Origin of the sequence: Mesorhizobium norvegicum, assembly GCF_004919685.1 — a bacterium.
In the GTDB taxonomy this organism is placed as follows: Bacteria; Pseudomonadota; Alphaproteobacteria; order Rhizobiales; family Rhizobiaceae; genus Mesorhizobium; species Mesorhizobium norvegicum.
In genome coordinates, this window is sequence record NZ_SMYZ01000017.1 from 1 (window position 1) to 19,082 (window position 19,082).

At 64.3% G+C, this 19,082-nt stretch carries 17 protein-coding genes and 1 pseudogene; 12 read left to right on the forward strand and 6 right to left on the reverse strand.

The window, feature by feature from the left end:
- Nucleotides 1-33: 33 nt before the first annotated feature.
- On the reverse strand, nucleotides 34-750 hold the full coding sequence (gene rph / locus FCU66_RS06845) for a ribonuclease PH (protein WP_136621802.1): 717 nt from the start codon (nucleotides 748-750) through the stop codon (nucleotides 34-36).
- Between the two features lie 177 nt (nucleotides 751-927).
- Between rph and hrcA the strand changes: the two genes are divergently transcribed.
- The 6 genes from hrcA (at nucleotide 928) to FCU66_RS06875 (ending at nucleotide 6,800) form a co-directional block, all read left to right on the forward strand.
- Complete coding sequence (hrcA, locus tag FCU66_RS06850; RefSeq protein ID WP_127261208.1) at nucleotides 928-2,010, forward strand: heat-inducible transcriptional repressor HrcA; 1,083 nt, start codon at nucleotides 928-930, stop codon at nucleotides 2,008-2,010.
- A 178-nt stretch (nucleotides 2,011-2,188) separates the two neighbouring features.
- On the forward strand, nucleotides 2,189-2,386 hold the full coding sequence (locus FCU66_RS06855; protein WP_010912574.1) for a hypothetical protein: 198 nt from the start codon (nucleotides 2,189-2,191) through the stop codon (nucleotides 2,384-2,386).
- A 93-nt stretch (nucleotides 2,387-2,479) separates the two neighbouring features.
- Complete coding sequence (locus tag FCU66_RS06860; protein WP_136621801.1) at nucleotides 2,480-3,832, forward strand: PQQ-dependent sugar dehydrogenase; 1,353 nt, start codon at nucleotides 2,480-2,482, stop codon at nucleotides 3,830-3,832.
- A gap of 142 nt (nucleotides 3,833-3,974) precedes the next feature.
- Nucleotides 3,975-4,592 (forward strand): LysE family translocator, encoded by a 618-nt coding sequence (locus tag FCU66_RS06865; protein ID WP_136621800.1) that lies wholly within the window; start codon nucleotides 3,975-3,977, stop codon nucleotides 4,590-4,592.
- Between the two features lie 180 nt (nucleotides 4,593-4,772).
- The gene (gene cysK / locus FCU66_RS06870; protein ID WP_136621799.1) at nucleotides 4,773-5,753 is read left to right on the forward strand and encodes a cysteine synthase A; all 981 of its coding nucleotides are present in this window, start codon (nucleotides 4,773-4,775) and stop codon (nucleotides 5,751-5,753) included.
- A gap of 387 nt (nucleotides 5,754-6,140) precedes the next feature.
- Nucleotides 6,141-6,800 (forward strand): glutathione S-transferase family protein, encoded by a 660-nt coding sequence (locus FCU66_RS06875; protein WP_136621798.1) that lies wholly within the window; start codon nucleotides 6,141-6,143, stop codon nucleotides 6,798-6,800.
- Here the strand turns inward: FCU66_RS06875 and FCU66_RS06880 are convergent.
- Entirely contained in the window at nucleotides 6,790-8,034 is a 1,245-nt protein-coding gene (locus FCU66_RS06880; RefSeq protein WP_136621797.1) for an RNA polymerase sigma factor, read from the reverse strand. The genes FCU66_RS06875 and FCU66_RS06880 overlap by 11 nt on opposite strands.
- A gap of 7 nt (nucleotides 8,035-8,041) precedes the next feature.
- Nucleotides 8,042-8,410, reverse strand: coding sequence for a YciI family protein (locus FCU66_RS06885; RefSeq protein WP_127267556.1), 369 nt, complete (start codon nucleotides 8,408-8,410; stop codon nucleotides 8,042-8,044).
- Between the two features lie 232 nt (nucleotides 8,411-8,642).
- Here FCU66_RS06885 and FCU66_RS06890 point away from each other — a divergent pair, with 232 nt between their 5' ends.
- The 4 genes from FCU66_RS06890 to FCU66_RS06905 all read left to right on the forward strand — a co-directional run bounded on the left by FCU66_RS06890 (nucleotide 8,643) and on the right by FCU66_RS06905 (nucleotide 12,808).
- Nucleotides 8,643-9,104 carry a RidA family protein gene (locus FCU66_RS06890; protein ID WP_136621796.1) on the forward strand — a complete coding sequence of 154 codons (462 nt, stop codon included), beginning with the start codon at nucleotides 8,643-8,645 and terminating at the stop codon, nucleotides 9,102-9,104.
- A gap of 157 nt (nucleotides 9,105-9,261) precedes the next feature.
- Entirely contained in the window at nucleotides 9,262-10,221 is a 960-nt protein-coding gene (locus FCU66_RS06895) for a TAXI family TRAP transporter solute-binding subunit (RefSeq protein ID WP_136621795.1), read from the forward strand.
- An 86-nt stretch (nucleotides 10,222-10,307) separates the two neighbouring features.
- Nucleotides 10,308-12,428, forward strand: a complete 2,121-nt coding sequence (locus FCU66_RS06900) for a TRAP transporter permease (protein WP_136621794.1) — start codon at nucleotides 10,308-10,310, stop codon at nucleotides 12,426-12,428.
- Nucleotides 12,425-12,808 carry a DUF1850 domain-containing protein gene (locus FCU66_RS06905; protein WP_136621793.1) on the forward strand — a complete coding sequence of 128 codons (384 nt, stop codon included), beginning with the start codon at nucleotides 12,425-12,427 and terminating at the stop codon, nucleotides 12,806-12,808. Before FCU66_RS06900 ends, FCU66_RS06905 begins: the two co-directional genes overlap by 4 nt.
- Here FCU66_RS06905 and FCU66_RS06910 read toward each other — a convergent pair.
- The 3 genes from FCU66_RS06910 to FCU66_RS06920 form a co-directional block, all read right to left on the reverse strand.
- Complete coding sequence (locus tag FCU66_RS06910) at nucleotides 12,721-14,448, reverse strand: saccharopine dehydrogenase family protein (RefSeq protein ID WP_136621792.1); 1,728 nt, start codon at nucleotides 14,446-14,448, stop codon at nucleotides 12,721-12,723. The two genes, FCU66_RS06905 and FCU66_RS06910, sit on opposite strands and share 88 nt — an antisense overlap.
- A gap of 27 nt (nucleotides 14,449-14,475) precedes the next feature.
- Nucleotides 14,476-14,937, reverse strand: a complete 462-nt coding sequence (locus FCU66_RS06915; protein ID WP_136621791.1) for a thiol-disulfide oxidoreductase DCC family protein — start codon at nucleotides 14,935-14,937, stop codon at nucleotides 14,476-14,478.
- 180 nt (nucleotides 14,938-15,117) lie between these two features.
- Nucleotides 15,118-15,264: a hypothetical protein gene (locus FCU66_RS06920; protein WP_082525385.1), complete on the reverse strand. Its 147-nt coding sequence runs from the start codon at nucleotides 15,262-15,264 to the stop codon at nucleotides 15,118-15,120.
- 377 nt (nucleotides 15,265-15,641) lie between these two features.
- On the opposite strand from FCU66_RS06920, the gene ku reads away from it, so the two are divergent.
- Nucleotides 15,642-16,508, forward strand: a complete 867-nt coding sequence (ku, locus tag FCU66_RS06925) for a non-homologous end joining protein Ku (RefSeq protein WP_136621790.1) — start codon at nucleotides 15,642-15,644, stop codon at nucleotides 16,506-16,508.
- Nucleotides 16,509-16,520: 12 nt separating this feature from the next.
- Nucleotides 16,521-19,042, forward strand: a pseudogene (gene ligD / locus FCU66_RS06930) (DNA ligase D).
- Nucleotides 19,043-19,082 lie beyond the last annotated feature (40 nt).

Below are 19,082 nucleotides of genomic sequence, written 5' to 3' on the forward strand. Positions count from 1 at the left end.
CAGAGGGGGGTGTTCAAGCTCGGCATTTAAATCCTAAGCCACCGCCATCTGCTGCAAACTCACCAACCGCTGGATGCCCTTCTTGGCCAGGCCCATCAATTCCGCGAACTGCTCTTCCGAAAAAGGCTCGCCCTCGGCGGTGCCCTGGATCTCGACGATGCCGCCCTTACCGGTCATGACGAAATTGGCGTCGGTGCCGGCAGAGGAATCCTCGATATAGTCGAGGTCGATGACCGGCTGGCCGTCATGGATGCCGCAGGAGATCGCCGCGACGTGGTCTTTCAGCACCTTGGCGACACTGGCCATCTGGCGCGCTTCCATCCAGCGCAGGCAGTCATACAGCGCCACCCAGCCGCCGGTGATCGAGGCGGTGCGGGTGCCGCCGTCGGCCTGGATGACGTCGCAGTCGACGGTGATCTGCTGCTCGCCCAGCGCCTGCAAATCGACCACGGCGCGCAAGGAGCGGCCGATCAGTCGCTGGATTTCCAGCGTGCGGCCGCCCTGCTTGCCGGCCGAAGCCTCGCGGCGCATGCGCTCACCAGTCGAGCGCGGCAGCATGCCATATTCCGCCGTCACCCAGCCCTTGCCGGAATTGCGCATCCAGCCCGGCACTTTTTCCTCGAGGCTGGCCGTGCACAGGACATGCGTGTCGCCGAACTTCACCAGGCATGAGCCTTCGGCATGCTTGGAGACGCCGCGCTCGAAGGAGATGGCGCGCATTTCGTCGAATTGGCGTTTGGAGGGGCGCATTCTGGCTGCTTTCTTGTCATTTTTCGGAATCTTGGCCGGCTTGTAACCACATGGAGCGTGTGGCGCAAAGGAAAATGGCCTGATGATCTGGTACAGACACCGGGTGATCTCACAAAGACACCGGGTTGCGCGGGCCGTAGTGAAGTCTATATCCTTGGGCCGGAGGTTTTTGGCCGTATGACCAAGGCAGTCGATCCGAGTTCGCAGTCGCCCGCGCTTCAGTCGCTCGACATGCGTTCCCGCGACATCTTCCGGCGCATCGTCGATTCCTATCTCAGGGACGGTGAACCGGTGGGATCCCGCAGCCTGTCGCGCATCCTGCCGTCCTCGCTGTCGCCGGCCACCATCCGCAATGTGATGAGCGATCTCGAGCATCTCGGCCTGATCTACGCGCCGCACATTTCGGCCGGCCGGCTGCCGACGCAGGCTGGCCTGCGTTTCTTCGTCGATGCCTTCATGGAGCTTGGCGACCTTTCCGACGAGGAGCGCCGCGCCATCGAGGCACAGGTGCGGGCGTCCGGCTCGGGCGCGACGCTGGAGCACATGCTGACCGAGGCCAGCCAGATGCTGTCGGGCATGTCGCGCGGCGCCGGCCTGGTGCTGGCCGCCAAGAACGAGGTGGCGCTGAAGCACATCGAATTCATCCAGCTCGAGCCGACCAAGGCGCTGGCGGTGCTGGTGTCGCAGAACGGCGACGTCGAAAACCGCGTCGTCGAGCTGCCCGCCGGCATCACCGTCTCACAACTGCACGAGGCCTCGAATTTCCTCAACGCCCATATCCGTGGCCGCACGCTGGCCGAGGCGCGGATCGAGATCGCCCGCATCAAGGAAGAGACCAGGGCCGCACTCGACACGCTGTCGCAGGACCTGGTCGAGAAAGGGCTGGCTGTGTGGGCCGGCGCCGACAGCGGCCTGCCGGCGCGGCTTATCGTGCGCGGCCGCGCCAATCTGCTCGAAAACGTCACCGCCCAGGCCGATATCGAATTGTTGCGGCATCTGTTCGAGGACATGGAGACGCAGGACGGTCTGATCCAGCTGCTCGACCTCGCCGAGGAAGGCTCGGGCGTGCGCATCTTCATCGGCTCGGAAAACAAGCTGTTTTCGCTGTCGGGCTCGTCGCTGGTGGTCGCGCCTTATCGCGACAAGGACGCCCGCGTCGTCGGCGCGCTCGGCGTCATCGGCCCGACCCGGCTCAACTATGCCCGTATCGTGCCGATGGTCGACTATACGGCGCAGCTGATATCCCGCATGCTGCGCTAGGTGTATTGATATTCAGGTGAGGCCGGCCTGCAAACGGCGGCTTCCTGCGCTTCCGGTGCTCACGTACGAAAAGTACGCTCCGCTCCGGTTCTCGGAAACCACCGTTTTCGACTCGGCCTGACCTGAATCTCGATACACCTAGATCCCAAATCGAAACAGGCTGCTGAGGAGAAAAAGAATGGCGCTCGAAGAACTCAAGGCCCGGATCAGCCTGTTGCTGGAGGAAATGGTCAACCAGCCGGAGGACCAGCACGAAATCCAGGAGCAGTTGCGCGAAAAACTGCGGGAAATGCGCGCCATGGGCCTGCCGCTGCCGGCCGATCTCGTCGCACTGGAAAAACGCCTCGACGACGATTTCTACGCCGCCGGAACCTGAAGCGGGCCTCGCTTCCTTCAACTCATCGTGTGCCGCGGAACGTTCGGCGAAACCGCCCGTTGCTGTCTTCACGGCCAAATGTTGGAGGGCAGGATGATCCGTTTCGCCGGTCTGGCTATTTCCGCCACCTTGTTTGTCACCACAACGGCATTCGCCCAGCCGGCGGACGGGCCGGTGCTGAAGGGTGCTGCGGCCTTCGGCGACTGGCGTGCCGACAGGCCAGGGGTGCGCCGCCTGATCAGGCCGAACGATCTGCCAAAACCCTACGTCACCAAATCGGCCTCGAACAGTGCCGGCCTCGCCGAAAGGCCGGCGGATACCAAACCCAAGCTGCCGCCGGGCTTCTCGGCCGAATTGATCGCGTCGGGCATCGACAATCCGCGCGTCGTGCGCGTGGCGCCGAACGGCGACCTGTTCGTCGCCGACAGCGAAGCCAACCAGGTCCGCGTCTACCGTCTGGCCGAAGGCAGCGCGAAGCCGGCGCAGGACGGCATCTTTGCCGGCAACCTCAACCAGCCTTATGGCATCGCCTTCTATCCGCCGGGCAATGACCCGCAATGGGTTTATGTCGCCAACAGCGACAGCGTCGTGCGCTTTGCCTACCGCAAGGGCGACCTGAAGGCATCAGGCGATCCGGAAACCGTCGTCGCCAGCATCCCCTCCAATCATCACTGGACCCGCGACATCGCTTTCTCGCCGGACGGCAAGACGCTCTATCTGTCGGTCGGTTCCGGTTCCAACGTCGGGCAGGATATGGGCAAGGAGCCGAAGGGCGGCCTCGACGCCTGGGCGAAGTCACAGCCGCTCGGCGCCGCATGGGGGTCCGAGGACGGCCGCGCCGATGTGCTGGCCTTCGACCCGAACGGCAAGAACGGACGCATCGTCGCGACCGGGCTGCGCAACTGTTCGGGCATGACCGTGCAGCCGGCGACCGGCGCGCTGTGGTGCGTCGTCAACGAGCGCGACGGGCTCGGCGACAATGTGCCGTCCGAATATGCGACCGCGGTCAAGGACGGCGCCTTCTATGGCTGGCCCTGGTACTATATCGGCAACAACGAGGATCCGCGCCACAAGGGCGAACGCCCCGACCTTGCCGGCAAGGCTGATATTCCCGATGTGCTGATGCAGGCGCATTCGGCGCCGCTCAACATCGCCTTCTACGAGGGGAAGAGCTTTCCGGCCGAATACCAAGGCGACGCCTTCGTCGCTCTGCACGGTTCATGGAACCGCGGCAACAGGACCGGCTACAAGGTGGTGAGATTGCTGTTCAGGGACGGCAAGCCGACCGGCGAATACGAGGATTTCATCACCGGCTTCGTCGTCTCCAATGGCGAGGTCTGGGGCCGGCCGGTCGGCGTGGCGGTGGCGAACGACGGCGCGCTGATCGTCACCGAGGACGGCAACGGCACCATCTGGCGGGTGGCCTATGGCGGCGGCCGTTCCTGATCCTGCTTGGGTAGCGCAGGGCCCCCTCACCCGGCCTTCTTCAGGTGTCCAATCGATATCTGGTGCAATGGATTCCGATCTCCAGGGAATTCAATCCCGGTCCGTTTCATGCGACGGTGCATTCTGATCTGAGACCAATGCCATGACCCTGACCGGATTCCTCGCCTACAGTGCCGCCCTCGGCATCGCCGCCGCCATTCCTGGTCCTGGCATCACCGCGCTTGTCGCGCGTGCGCTCGGCTCCGGCTTCCGCTCGTCGTTGGCAATGTCGTTTGGACTGATGGTCGGCGACATCACCTATCTGACCGCCGTGGTGCTCGGCCTCGCCTTCGTCGCGCAGAGTTTCGGCATGGTTTTCCTCGCTATCAAATGGCTCGGCGTCGCCTATCTCGCCTTCCTCGGCTGGCGCTTCTGGAACAGCGGCATCACGCCCGAGACCGTCGAGGCCAGGAAAGGCAAGGGCGGGCTGCTGTCGAGCTTCGTCGCCGGCCTGACTGTCACGCTCGGCAATCCAAAGACGATGATCTTCTACCTCGCCATCACCCCGACCATCGTCGACCTGAAGACCATAACGCTGGCCGATTACGGTATTCTCGTCGCACTGACGGTCGTCGTGCTGTTGGTGGTGCTGGTGCCGTATCTGGCGCTGGCTGCCAAGGCGCGCTGGTTCCTGAAATCGCCGCGCGCGCTCAAGGCGCTGAACCGCACGGCCGCCGGCTTCATGGTTGGTGCTGCTGCAGCGATTGCCGCCCGCCAATAAAGGGCTCTCGGCCAAAGCATTTCGCAAACAGGCCTTTGCGGGAAATGCTTTTCCGCGGCGGAGACGTTTTCGACACAGGCCCCACTCGGATATTTTCGGCCGACAGCTTATGTTGCGCGGCTGAAAGCCCTATCTTGCCGGCTGCAATTCCACTTGCCTGAAATTCTGGGAGCGAAACCAATGAACAAGCCAGTCACATCAGCCCGCGTGCCCGGTCGCGGCCGCGTCTACGATTCCATCACCGACACGATCGGCGACACGCCCCTGGTGCGGCTCGACAAGTTCGCCAAGGAAAAGGGCATCGTCGCCAATCTCATCGCCAAGCTCGAATTCTTCAATCCGATCGCTTCGGTCAAGGACCGTATCGGCGTGGCGATGATCGAGGCGCTGGAGGCAGCCGGCAAGATTTCTCCCGGCAAGACCACGCTGATCGAACCGACGTCCGGCAACACCGGCATCGCGCTGGCCTTTGCTGCTGCCGCCAAGGGCTACAAGCTGATCCTGACGATGCCGGAAACGATGTCGATCGAGCGCCGGAAAATGCTGGCGCTGCTCGGCGCCGAGCTGGTGCTGACCGAGGGGCCGAAAGGCATGAAGGGCGCCATCGCCAAGGCCGACGAACTGGCAGCGACGATCCCCAATGCGATCATCCCGCAGCAGTTCGAGAATCCGGCCAATCCGGAAATCCACCGCACGACGACAGCCGAGGAAATCTGGAACGATACGCATGGCGAGGTCGATATCTTCGTCGCCGGCATCGGCACCGGCGGCACCATCACCGGCGTCGGTCAGGTGCTGAAGAAGCGCAAGCCTTCGGTGCATGTCGTCGCCGTCGAGCCGGAATCCTCGCCGGTTCTGTCAGGCGGCCAGCCCGGCCCGCACAAGATCCAGGGCATCGGCGCCGGTTTTGCGCCCAAGATCCTCGATACGACGATCTATGACGAGATCGTCAAGGTGTCGAACGAGGATTCGGTCGCCAATGCCCGCCTCGTCGCCCGCCTCGAAGGCGTGCCGGTCGGCATCTCGTCGGGCGCCGCCCTGCAGGCGGCCATCGTCGTCGGCTCGCGGCCGGAGAACAAGGGCAAGAACCTGGTGGTGGTCATCCCCGACTTCGCCGAGCGCTATCTGTCGACGATCCTGTTCGAAGGATTGGGATCGTAGTCCTCTCCCTTCGTCATCCACGGGCGAAGCAGGAGCGAAGCTCCGTCGCGGAGACCCGAGGATCCATTCCGTGACGGCTGTCGAGGAATGCGGCGGATCAGAATTCTGAACCGCAGCAACGCTGAGAGGTCGCGGCATGGATCCTGGGGTCTGCTCTCGTCGCTCCGCTCCTCGCTGCGCCCCAGGATGACGAAGGGACAGGTGTCCTGGCCAATTTCACATGGCCGCGATGCCGCCTGGGTTTTGGTTGAGGCCTCTTCACTGGACTGTCGCAGTTCGCTGGCCCGCTGAAAAAATCCCGGTGGCGTCAGCCACCGGCTTGAGCAGTGCCCCGCTTCCGGGTCATATCGCCCCCGGCCTGCTTTGCGCGGGCCGGGGGAGGATTTCATGTACAAGCTCTACACCCGTCCGGGCAGCGGCGGCTTCGTCGTCGAGGCTGCGCTGGCGCTGGCGAATGCGCCGTTCGAGCAGATCGACGTGCCGAAAACAGACCGGCCCGATCCGGCCTTCCTCGACATCAGTCCGTTGAACCAGGTTCCGGTGCTGACCTTGCCGGACGGAAGCTCGATGACCGAATCGGCGGCGATCTGCATCCTGCTTGCCGAACGTCACCCCGATGCCGGCCTGGCGCCGGCGACCGACGCACCTGCCCGCGCCGACTTCCTGCGCTGGATGACCTTCATGTCGTCGGTGCTCTATCCGGCGGTGCTGCGTTTCTACTACGCGTATCGATACACGACCGACCCCGACGGCACCAAGGCGGTCAAACAGGCGGCCGTCGCCGAGATGGACCGCGGCTTTTCTGTTCTTGATGCCGCTCTCCAAGGCCACGACTGGCTGGTCGGCGACCAGCTGTCGCTGGCCGACATCTATCTCGTCATGCTGGTGGCCTGGCATCCCGACGTCGACAGCGCGCGGACGGCATGGCCGAACATTGAACGCCTGTGGTCGAGGCTGCGCGACCATCCGCTGATGAGGACGCTCAACACATCGCATGAGATGTGGCCAGGGCTGAACGAACGGCCGGTAGCGAGGCTCAATTTCTGAGGACCGCCCGTTTTCCCTGCAGGAATCGGCGCACCGCCGGGTCGCGTTCGAGGCCGATCGCCCGATCATAGGCCTCGATTGCATGTGGCACCTGACCGAGCCTTGCCAGCAGACCGGCGCGGGCTGCCCAATAGGGCTGATAGTCATCAAGCCGCTTGTCGTCGCCCAGCACGTAAAGGGCCGCCAATCCCGCCACGGCGCCCTCGGCCTCGGCAATCGCCACCGCGCGGTTGATCGCCACCACCGGCGATCCCGCGATCGAAAGCAGCGCGTCGTAGAGCTCGCGGATCGCCACCCAGTCGGTGCGGCCGGTCAGGCGTCGTGCCGCATGTGCGGACTGCACGGCCGCCTCGAGCTGGTAGCGGCCGATGACGCCCATGGTGGCGGCGTGGCCGAGCAACGCTTCAGCTTCATCGACCAAAGCGCGATCCCAGAGCGTATAGTCCTGCTCGGCCAGCGGCACGTAATCCCCGGCCGCATCGCGCCGTGCGGTGCGGCGCGCCTCGGCAAACAGCATCAGCGACAACAGGCCAAGCGCCTCGGGCTCTTCCGGCAACAGCGAAGCCACCAGGCGGCCGAGCCAGATGCCTTCGGTCGCCAGATTGCGGCGGCGCGTTTCGGTGCCCGCCGGATCGGACCAGCCTTCGGCGAAGGCGGCGTAGATCGCTTCCAGCACCGCATCCAGCCGTTCGCCGAGTTCGGCCCGCTCCGGCACGCGGAACGGAATGCCGGTTTCACGGATGCGGGTCTTGGCACGCACCAGGCGCTGGCCCATCGTTGCCGGCGAGACCAAAAAGGCAGAGGCGATCGTTGCGGCGTCAAATCCGAGCACGGTCTGCAGGATGAGCGGCGAACGCACGCTCGATTCGATCGCCGGATGGGCGCAAGCAAACATCAGCCGCAGCCGTTCGTCGGGCAGGTCTTCGTCGGTCATGCGCGCCTCCGCTTCCTCGGCAATCAGCTTGAGATGCTCGCGGCCGGCCTGGCTGGTCAGCCGCCGCCGCACCGCATCGACGCGGCGCCGCCTTGCCACCGCCAGCAGCCAGGCTTCCGGCTTTTCCGGCACGCCGGTTCGTGGCCAGCGTTCGAGTGCGGCGGCGAAGGCATCGGCCAGCGCGTCCTCGGCGCCGGTCACGTCGCGCGTGCGTGCCGCGAGCCAGGCGACCAGCTTGCCGTAGCTTTGCCGGGCGGCCGCCTCGGCGGCCGCCCGTGCGATCTCCGAGCGGCTGTCCATCACATCGTCATTTCTCAGACAGGTACTCGGTCAGTTCCCAGATCGGCCGCAGCTCGACAGTGCCGGCGCTGGCCGCCGGGCAGCGCGCCGCCCAGGCGATCGCGGCGTCGGCATCCGCGGCCTCGATCATGTAGAAGCCTGCAAGCTGCTCCTTGGTGTCGGCATAGGGGCCATCGAGGACGTTGGTCTTGCCACCAGCCACCCGAACCGAGGTGGTCGCCTGACTCGGGCGCAGCCGGTCGCCGGCCAGCCACGCGCCGGATTTCTTCAGGGCTTCGGTATAGGCGCCATAGGCGGCACTCATCTGGTAGGTCGCTTCGGCCGGGGCATTCGCCATCGCGGCTTCGTCGGCGTAGATCAAAATCATGTATCGCATGGTCTTCTCCCGTTGTTTCGAAGGCCGCTTCGTTGCGAGCCGGACGTATGTCGCGCGGCAGCACCAGATTTCGACAGGCCGCTGAAAAAACTTTCGGCTTCACCACGACGTTTCGCAAGGACCAGATCTCACCTCGTCTGCTGGACGACAGCTGGCGCCGGACTGGCAGCGCTTCCTCGCAGCACTATCCTCTGTCGTGGACAGACGGATAATGCGCGACAGGAGAAAGAAAATGGAACTCGTGACCCACAAGAAATTCAAGAACGGCCGGTTGATGCCGTGGGGAAAGGGCACGGTCGTTAGCGGCGCGAAAGGAACCGTTTATCTCTGTGGAAACACCGCGACATCCGACGACTACGATCCGGCCGGCAAGAAGGGCGGCGGTTTCGCCGGCGATGTGGTAGCGCAGTGGCGCGCCGTTCTCGGCAACATCAAGTCGGACCTGGAGGAGCTCGGCAGCGGGCTGGACCATCTCATCAGGCTGACCTTCTTCGTTAGAGGGCCATTTCCCGATGGCGGCGTTCTCAGCTCTCCCAATTTCCGTCTCGACGTGCTGGACGAGTTCTTTGCCGAGCATTGCCCGAAGCACTGCAGCTACAACAATCCGCCGCCCTCGGAGGTGATCGGCGTTGCGGCGCTTGCCCAGGCAGACATCGTCATCGAAATCGTTGCGGTCGCGGCACTGCCGGATTGAAGGGGGAGGCAGCCGGAACGCGCAACGCTGGTTTTGCACTCCTCAACCGTTCGTCTAATGGCTGCAATTGCGGGTTGGCATTTGCCGGCTGCCGTCTAAACTCGCCCCGCCCGCGCCGAGGAGGGCGGCGGCGCAGACATTTCAGGGAGGACATCAGATGTTCCATTTCAGAACGAAATTCATTGCGGCCGGCGCGGTGGCGCTTTCACTTGGCCTTGGCGTTGTTTCGGCAGGAGCGCAGGAATTCATCAATGTGCTGACCGGCGGCACGTCCGGCGTCTATTATCCGCTCGGCGTGGCGCTGTCGGAAATCTACGGCAAGGGCATCGAGGGCGCCCGCACCCAGGTGCAGGCGACTAAGGCTTCGGTCGAGAACCTCAATCTGCTGCAGCAGGGCAAGGGCGAGATCGCGTTTGCGCTCGGCGATTCCGTCAAGCTGGCCGCCGAAGGCAACACCGAGGCCGGTTTTCCCGGCAAGCTCGACAAATTGCGCGGCATCGCCGCCATCTATCCCAATTACATCCAGATCGTCGCCAGCCAGGAGTCCGGCATCAAGACGCTGGCCGACCTCAAGGGCAAGAGCCTGTCGGTCGGCGCGCCTTCATCCGGCACCGAACTCAACGCACGCGCCATCTTCGCCGCCGCCGGGCTGAAATACGAGGATCTCGGCCGGGTCGAATATCTGCCCTTCGCCGAATCGGTCGAGCTGATCAAGAACCGCCAGCTCGACGCCACGCTGCAATCGGCCGGGCTCGGCGTCGCCTCGATCCGCGACCTCGCCACCTCCGTGCCGATCAATGTCGTTGCGGTTCCCACTGAGGACGTCGCCAAGATCGGCTCGCCCTATCTTTCGGTGGTCATTCCCAAGGGCACCTATGAGGGCCAGAGCGAGGACGTCGCGACCGCTGCCGTCGGCAATTTCCTCATCACCCGCGCCGATGTCTCCGACGAGACCGCCTACCAGATGACCAAGCTGATGTTCGACCATCTCGACCAGCTTGCCGCAGCGCATGCCGCCGCCAAGGCGATCGACCCGGCCAAGGCACTCGCCGGCATGCCGGTGCCGCTGCACCCCGGTGCCGAGCGGTATTACAAGGAGAAGGGCTTGTTGAAGTAGCTGGGGTAGCTCGGCAATCCGACATGTCTTCGCCAAGCACCCCCCGGCGCCTCGCATTACAATTCGCTCGCTTTGGAGTGCGTCGGATGAGCGAAGCAACGTCTGGAACAACAACCGACAGCAAATCCGCCACCTTCCATCTCCCTGCCGAGGAAGAGCCGATCGAAGGGCTGCCGCCCGGCTTCGGCGACGGCATCGCCGGCAAGGCTGCCTTTCTTATCGCCGTCGCCTTTTCCGTGTTCCAGATCTATGTCGCCGCCTATGGCAGCATTCCGAGCCAGGTGGTGCGGGCCATGCATGTCGGCTTCCTGCTGCTGCTCGGCTTCGGCCTGATCGCCAATCTGCGCACCAAAAGCGTGCCGGCCAAGGCCATATTCTGGACGCTCGGTGTGCTCGGCTTTGGCACGGGTCTGTACAATTGGGTTTTCTATGCCGACCTCATCCGGCGCTCCGGCTTCCTGACCACGCCGGACCTGATCGTCGGCGCGGTGCTGGTGGTGCTGGTCTTCGAGGCCGCGAGGCGGCTGATGGGCCTGCCGCTGGCGGTCATCGCCTTCATCTTCCTCGCCTACTGCTTCGTCGGCAATCATCTGCCGCCGCCGCTCATCCATCGCGGCTATGATTTCGCCCAGCTCGTCGACACCTTCGCCTACGGCACCGAAGGCATCTACGGCACGCCGATCTATGTTTCGGCCGCCTACATCTTCATCTTTGTCGTCTTCGCTGCCTTTCTCGAACGCGCCGGCATGATCGCGCTGTTCAACGATTTCGCGCTCGGCCTTGTCGGCTCCTGGCGCGGCGGCCCGGCGCAGGTCTGCGTGCTCTCGTCGGCGCTGATGGGCACTATTTCCGGCTCGGGTGTGGCCAATGTGGTGGCCAGCGGCCAGTTCACCATTCCGCTGATGAAGCGCTTCGGCTTCCGCTCGGCTTTTGCCGGCGCCGTCGAGGCGACCTCCTCGATGGGCGGCCAGATCATGCCGCCGGTGATGGGCGCGGTCGCCTTCATCATGGCCGAGACGCTGAACGTCCCCTATGCCGAGGTGGTCAAGGCGGCGATCATCCCGGCGCTGCTCTATTTCGGCGCCTGCTTCTGGCAGGTGCATCTGGAAGCCGGCAAGGCCGGCCTCACCGGCATGGCCAAGGCGGATCTGCCCAACCCGTGGGACGCGGTGCAACAGCACTGGCCGCTGGTGCTGCCGCTGGCGGCGCTCATCTATCTTTTGTTCGCCGGCTATACGCCGATCTTCGCCGGCACGATGGGCCTGGCGCTGACCATCGTGCTCATCCTCGGTACGCCGCTGGCGGCAGCGATCGGGCCGCTCGCCTTCCGCATTGTCTTCTGGCTGGCGCTCGGATTTGCCGCCGCCTCGTTCATGAAGTTCGGCGTCAATATCCTCGGCCTGGTCATCGGCGCACTGGTCGCCGCCTGCTTCACGTTCAAGGGCGGGCGCGAGACGCTGCAAATCTGCGTCGACTCGCTTGCCGAAGGCGCCAAGAACGCACTGCCGGTCGGCATCGCCTGCGCCATTGTCGGCATCGTCATCGGCACGCTGACGCTGACCGGCATCGCCTCGACCTTCATCGGCTGGATCATCTCGATCGGCGAGGACAATCTGTTCCTGTCGCTGGTGCTGACCATGGTCACCTGCCTGGTGCTCGGCATGGGCATCCCGACCATTCCCAATTACATCATCACCTCCTCGCTGGCCGGGCCAGCGCTGCTGTCGCTCGGCGTGCCGCTGCTGGTCAGCCATATGTTCGTCTTCTATTTCGGCATCATGGCCGATTTGACGCCGCCGGTGGCGCTGGCCGCGTTTGCCGCAGCGCCCATGGCCAAGGAAAGCGGCCTCAAGATCGGTATCCAGGCGACCAAGCTCGCCATTGCCGGCTTCGTGGTGCCGTTCATGGCGGTCTATACGCCGGCGCTGATGTTGCAGGACGCCGGGCCGATCGCCGCCCAGTTCGGCTATCCCGTCGAGGTCGCCTACATCGTCGCCAAGGCGTGCATGGGCATCGTGCTGTGGGGCGCCGCCGCCGTCGGCTTCCTCGTCAGGCGCATGGCGTGGTGGGAACGTCTGCTGGCCTTTGCCGCCGGCGTGCTGCTGGTCGCTGCCGTGCCGCTCACCGACGAGGCCGGCTGGGCGCTGTCGCTTGCCTGGATCGGCTGGCATTGCTGGCGGGCGCGGCAGGCTTCAGTCAGGACATGAGCCTGTGCATCCTGGCCGCCGGCAAGACGGTGACGCTCTCCGTCGCCGCCTTCACGCTGTCCTGGACGCACTCGGTGGAACGGACGCGCTGGCAGGAAGACTGGAAGGTCACGCCTTCCGGCCTGCAGGTGATCGAGGCCCGGATCAAGGGCTCGGGCGCCGGCATGGAGCCGCCGGAAGGTGCGGTGCTGCGCGACGGCTGGTGGATCTACGCGCCTGATGTCGGCCCGCAGCGGCGCGTCGTGCTCGCCGCCTCCGGCGCCACCGGCGAAGGCTGGACGCTGTGCACGGTTCAGGGCTGCCGTGAACTCGGCAAGGCGGCTGGTGCCCCCATTGTGCTGGAACCATGCGGGTCGGACGGCTCGAGCCAGCCGCGATAGCGCACGATCAAGCCGGTGAGCGGATGCGAAATCTCGACATGGAAGCGGAAGCGGCCATCTTCCACCGTCTCAAACGACGTCGAGCGCGGGCAGAGCCACATCGGCAGCGGCAGTCCGAGGATGCTCCAATGGCGTAAGACAAGCTTGAGCCGATCGCCCTCGGTCACCAGCGCCATGGCAAAGGTCAGCGGGCCGAAGCGCTCGCACAGCAGGCGCTCTGAACGGCCACGTCCTTCGAACTGGCGGCTGGAGAAGCCGTGGGTGCCGAATGTTCGTGTCCAGGTTTCTTCCCCCTTGTCGACGTCGAAACGCACCCGGACGGGGATATCGACGCTCGGCTTGGGAAAGCCGACCAGCCATGCCGTTAGCCGGCCAAGGATGTTTGGGCCGCGTTCGACGCTGGCGCGGCCCTCGGCCAATCTCGTGCGGTCGTGCATGATCCGGATTTCCTCCTGGAGATCCCGCCAGGTATCGCCGAGCAAAGCGGTATAGAGCGGTTGATCCGTGCCACCGCTCTCATCGCGAAAGCCGGTGTAGATCGTCTTTGCAGCAAACAGAGCCTCGTAGTCTTCGAGTTCGAGATCGCGGACCGCAGCCCGCGCGCCGGGCGCAGGTGGATGGCCATCCAGCGCCTTGCGCACCAGGGCCTCGACCGCCATCGCCGGGATCAACGGCCCGTCATTGCCTTCCGCCAACAGATGCCATGAGCGTTTGACCGGGGAACCGGTCCGGCCGGCGCCGGTGACTTCGACGAACATGCCGCCGCGATGCTCGCCCCAGCGCAGCCGGTTGGTCGCCCAGTGCATCAGCGGGGCGATTGGCGACAGCGATCGGACCAACCCGATGCGCACCAGCCAGGCAAAGCCGATCAAGGCGCGATGCAGCACTTCGGGAACCGGGCCGGCACCCATCCAGATGGTTTTTGCCTGCGGCCAAAATTCCACCAATGCGCGCAGGTCCGGCACGTCGACGAGCGAAAATAACGTGTTGTTGAGCGGCACGCGGCCGGGCGGCGCGATGGTGTAGCGCATCTGTTCGGTGAGCGGATGGCCCTGCGCCTTGCCGCCATCGCGCACCAGCGCGACCGGCTGGCCGGCGTAGCCCGCGATCGCCCGGATGACGTTTTCGCCGACGCCGGCATAGGGTGATGGCGCGATGCCGCCTCTGATCGTATCGACCCGCACCATGTCCGATGACAGCCGGCGCACCACCGCCGCCGTCAGCACCGGGAAGCTGGAAACCCCCGACAGCACGAACAGCCCGGCCCGCCTGGCTGCCGCATCGAAGACCGGCACGCCGGCGACGAAATCCGATCCGTCAGCGAGATCGAGGTAGTTGACGCCTTGGTCGATGCAGGCCTCGATCAGCCGGTAGCGCCCCTCGCCATAGGCCTGGAACGGGCCGCTGGCGTCGACCAGCGTGTCGGGGCGCAGCGACGCCAGTTGTGCGGCGAGGTCGCCGTCGCGATCGAACACGGCCGGCATCAGCCGCGCTGCGACAGCGCCACGGCTTTCGCACCAGGTCTCGGCCTTGGCCAGCGAGCGACCGGCGACGATCACGGTCAGGCGCGGCTCGTTCTCCAGCAATTGGATGACGCGGCCGCCAAAGATGCCGTACCCGCCGACGATCAGAAGCTTCATCCGCTGCTCCCCCCAGAGCCCCGCTTTCTAGCCAAGGAACCGCTCGCGCAGCTCGGGAGAAGGAACCTCGCAACTGTCCTTCCTGCCGAACAGCGCGTAGCGATTCTTGGCAATGCGATCGTAGAGCCAGTCGCGCAGCGGGCGCGGCAGCACCAGCAAAGCCTTCGTCGCCCGCCACGGCCAGCCGAGTTCCGACATGACGGCGACAAAGCTGTCGAGGCGCGTGAAGGCGACGCCGTCGATCAGCACGAGATTGGTTTCGTAGGAGTCCGTGCGCAGCCCGTGCTTCCTGAACAGCGCCTCGCCGAACGGCGACTGCGCGGTGGCGAAGCGGAAGCGGCTTTGGCGGTCGAGCCTGACCACCATGCGCACGAAGCCGGAGCACAGCACGCAGACGCCATCGAAGACAATCAGCGGATAGCGCGCATCGAAGGATGTTTCAGAGGGACGGCTTGACTTGCGACGGCTTGACTGGGGAAGGTCGGTCACGCGGGCCTCGGCTGCTTGTGCCCTTAGGACACTAAGCCAGCCGGAGGCGGTATCAAAGCCGTGGCGATGTCGCACGCCGCCTGTCGGCAAGAGCGGGACGCTCGGCGCGATAGGTGGTGGCGCGGGTGGAGGCGGTCGGCCTGCAGATCCGGCTGTCGTGGCGATTTTCGAAAGCCATAATCAGTGCGCGCTCACGCCGAGCGAGTTGCCGCGACGAGCGCAGGCCGGGCCGGGGCCGCGCATGTAATAGCGCTCGGGCCGATAGGTCGGCGCGACGAATTCGCGGATGGCGGCGGCATAGCCGATGAGGTGCGCGAGGAAGTTCATTTACCCTGTCCCTGTCCCGATTTTCGGATGTCCCTTCCGAATTGCGGTCATCATAGCGTCGAGGCGTGAATAGTCGGTGAACACGATGTTAATATCTGGTCGAAAAGGCCTCGCTTCGTGGCCGGAATGCGGCTGATTCGGGGTCTTTCCGTGCAGTTGGTCGGCATTGCGCCCAATGTGACTTTTGCATCACATATGTTTCGTTTGAATGTCGCCTGCGTGCGGTTCTGTTTCAACTTTGGCCGCCTCCGTGAAATTTCCGTGCTGGCGGCCCGAATGGCTCAGGGCGCGCCTTGCTTCCGGATCGGTGCGCGATCACGGAACTGGAGCGCGGTCTGTCCGTTCTCACCTTCATCTGTTGCTGAAGGGAAATTGTCATGGCGCCGCGTCCTGCCTGGAAGGGCTATCTGAAACTGTCGCTGGTCACCTGTGCCGTCGAGCTGACCAACGTCGTCACCCACACCGAAAAGGTCTCGTTCCGGGTGCTGAACCGCAAGACCGGCAACACGGTGAAGCGCATCTATGTCGATTCCGAAACCGGCAAGCCGCTGGGTGACGGCGACGAGATCAAGGGCTACGAAGTCAGCGACGGCGATTTCGTCCATATCGACGAAGACGAGATCGAGGCGGTGCAGATCGAGTCCTCGCACACGATGGCGCTGGACGGGTTCGTCGACAAAGCCTCGATCCAGCAGATCTACCTCGACACGCCCTATTATGTCGCGCCGGCCGACAAGGTGTCGGAGGAGGCGTTCGCCGTCATCAGGGATGCGATGGCCGGCAAGAAGATGGCCGGGCTGGCGCGCATCGTGCTCTATCAACGCGAGCGCCCGGTGGTCATCGAGCCGCTGGGCAAGGGCATGGTGCTGACGACGCTGCGCTACGACAACACGGTGCGTCAGCCGGAGAGCGTGTTCAGCGACATCAAGGCGGTGAAGACCGACCAGGAGATGACCGATCTGGCCGAGCTGATCATCGACAAGAAGAAGGCCAAGTTCGACCCCTCGAAATTCGATGACAAATACGAGGACGCACTGCTCGAACTGATCCGTGCCAAGAAGGCCGGCAAGAAGGCACCCACGGCCAAGGCAGCACCCAAGCCCTCCAACGTCGTCAATCTGTTCGACGCGCTGAAGAAGAGCCTGTCGTCGGACGGCTCAACGAAGGTTCCTTCAGCGAAAGCCAAACCGGCGGCAAAACGCGCCAAACCGAAAGCCAGCGCGCCCAAGCGCAAATCGGCCTGAGGAAAAGAAGCAATGGCCAGCCTCGAACAGTATCACTCCAAGCGCGATTTCAAGAAGACCGCCGAGCCGGCCGGCAAGGTATCTCGCGACAAGAAAGCCAAGGCCGGCGGTATCTTCGTCATCCACAAGCACGCCGCGACGCGGCTGCACTACGACCTGCGCCTCGAACATGACGGTGTGCTGTGGAGCTGGGCGGTGACGCGCGGCCCGAGCCTCGACCCGCATGAGAAGCGGCTCGCCGTGCATGTCGAGGATCATCCAATCGACTATGCGCCGTTCGAGGGCACCATCCCCAAGGGCGAATATGGCGGCGGTTCGGTCATCGTCTGGGACGAGGGCACCTGGACCCCCGAGATCGACCCGGCCAAGGCGATGAAGAAAGGCCATATCAGCTTCGAGCTGCACGGCCACAAGCTGCACGGTCTCTGGCATCTGGTGCGGCTGAAGCCGCGGGTCGGCGAAAAGCGCGACAACTGGCTGCTGATCAAGTCCGACGATGCCGCCGCGCGCCCCGGCGAGGATATTCTCAAGGAGGCGCCGGAATCGGTGAAGTCCGGCCTGACGATCGAAGAGGTCGGCGAAGGCAAGACCGCCAAGGGCGAGAAGCCTGATTCTGGCATTCAAACAGGCCGGCCGCCGGCAAGGCGAAGGCCGGGGGCAAGAAACTCGACTTTGTCGAGCCGCAGCTCGCCACGCTGGAGCGCGATGCCCCGCCGGGCAAGGACTGGCTGCATGAGGTGAAGTTCGACGGCTATCGCATGCAGGCGCAGATCGCCGGCACCAAGGTGCGGCTGCTGACCCGCACCGGCCTCGACTGGACGGAGAAATTCGGCGGCGAGATCGTCGCGGAACTGGCCGGACTGAAATGCAGCGACGCCATCATCGACGGCGAGATCGTCGTGCTGGCCGACAGCGGCGTTTCTTCTTTCTCGCTGCTGCAGCAGGATTTGTCTGCCAATCGAACCAACCGCTTCATCTACTACGTCTTCGACCTGATGCACCTCGACGGGAAGGATCTGCGCCGCGAGCCATTGGTCGAGCGCAAACAGGCCTTGCAGGACTTGCTCGGCAAGCAGCCGAAGAATGCGGCAGTCCGTTTCAGCGACCATTTTTCCGAACCCGGCAAGATCATGCTGGAGCATGCCTGCCGCATGGGCCTGGAAGGCGTCGTCTCCAAGCGCGCCGATGCGCCCTATCGCAGCGACCGCGGCCCCACCTGGGTGAAATCGAAATGCACGGCGCGGCAGGAATTCGTCATCGGGGGCTATCTGCCGTCGGAGAAGACCGGGCGCGGATTGCGCTCGCTGCTGGTCGGCTACCATGAGGGCGGCAAGCTGCATTATGCCGGCCGCGTCGGCACCGGCTTCTCCGCCAAGGGCGCAACCGACTTGAAGACAAAACTCGATGCGCTGCAGGCGAAGTCGTCGCCGTTCGATGCGGCCGTGCCGAAGGGCAAGGGCCTGGTCTGGGTCAAGCCGGAACTTGTCGGCGAAGTGGAGTTTCGCAGCTGGACGTCGGACCGTATAATACGCCACGCCTCGTTCCAGGGATTGCGCGAGGACAAGCCGGCGGAGGAAGTCGTGCAGGAAAAACCCAAAGCGTCGACGGGCAAGAGCACGGCAGGCAGGGGCTCGGCCAAGCCGGCATCAGTCAGCGCGGCCCAACCCGCCGGGTCGATGACGACCACGGTAAAACTCTCCCACCCCGACAAGCTGTTGTGGCCGGACGAAAAGATATCCAAGCAGGGCCTGCTCGACCACTACGCGCTGGTTTGGCCACGCATGGAACAGTTTGTCGTCAACCGGCCACTCAGCCTGGTGCGGGCGCCGGACGGTGTCGGCGGACCGCGCTTCTTCCAGAAACACGCCTCGGCCGGCATGAGCGACAAGATTGGCCGGATGAAGGACCCGAACGACGGCGAGGAGATCCTGTTCATCAGGGATTTCGACGGCGTTGCGGCACTCGTCCAATACGGCGTGGTCGAGATCCACATCTGGGGCTGCATGACAGACAAGCTTGAACAGCCCGACCAGATCATTTTCGATCTCGACCCCGATGAAGGCGTCGACGTGAAGGCGGTGCGCGAGGCGGCGCTCGACATCAGAGGCAAGCTCGACGAGCTGTCGCTGTCGAATTTCGTCAAGACATCGGGTGGCAAGGGCTATCACGTGCTGGTGCCGCTGAAGCCCTCGGCGGATTGGGAGGCGGTGAAAACCTTCGCCCATGATTTCGCCAAGGCGCTCGAGCAGGGTGCCCCGGACCGCTACACGGCGACGCTGTCGAAGAAGGCGCGCACGGGAAAGATCTTCGTCGACTATCTGCGCAATGGCAGGGGCTCGACCACGGTCGCACCCTATTCGTCGCGCGCCAAGAAGGGCGCCACCGTGTCGATGCCGGTGACCTGGGCCGAGATCGAGGCCGGGCTGGCGCCGAACGCTTTCCCGATCGGCGACAAGACGACGCTGAAGCAGCTGGCGCAAGCCGATCCGTGGGCGGATTTTTTCAAGGAGGGGAAGGTTCTGGGGCGGGGGTAGTTCGCGCAATTTGCCAGCGCAGCGATCCTTCGCGCCCCCC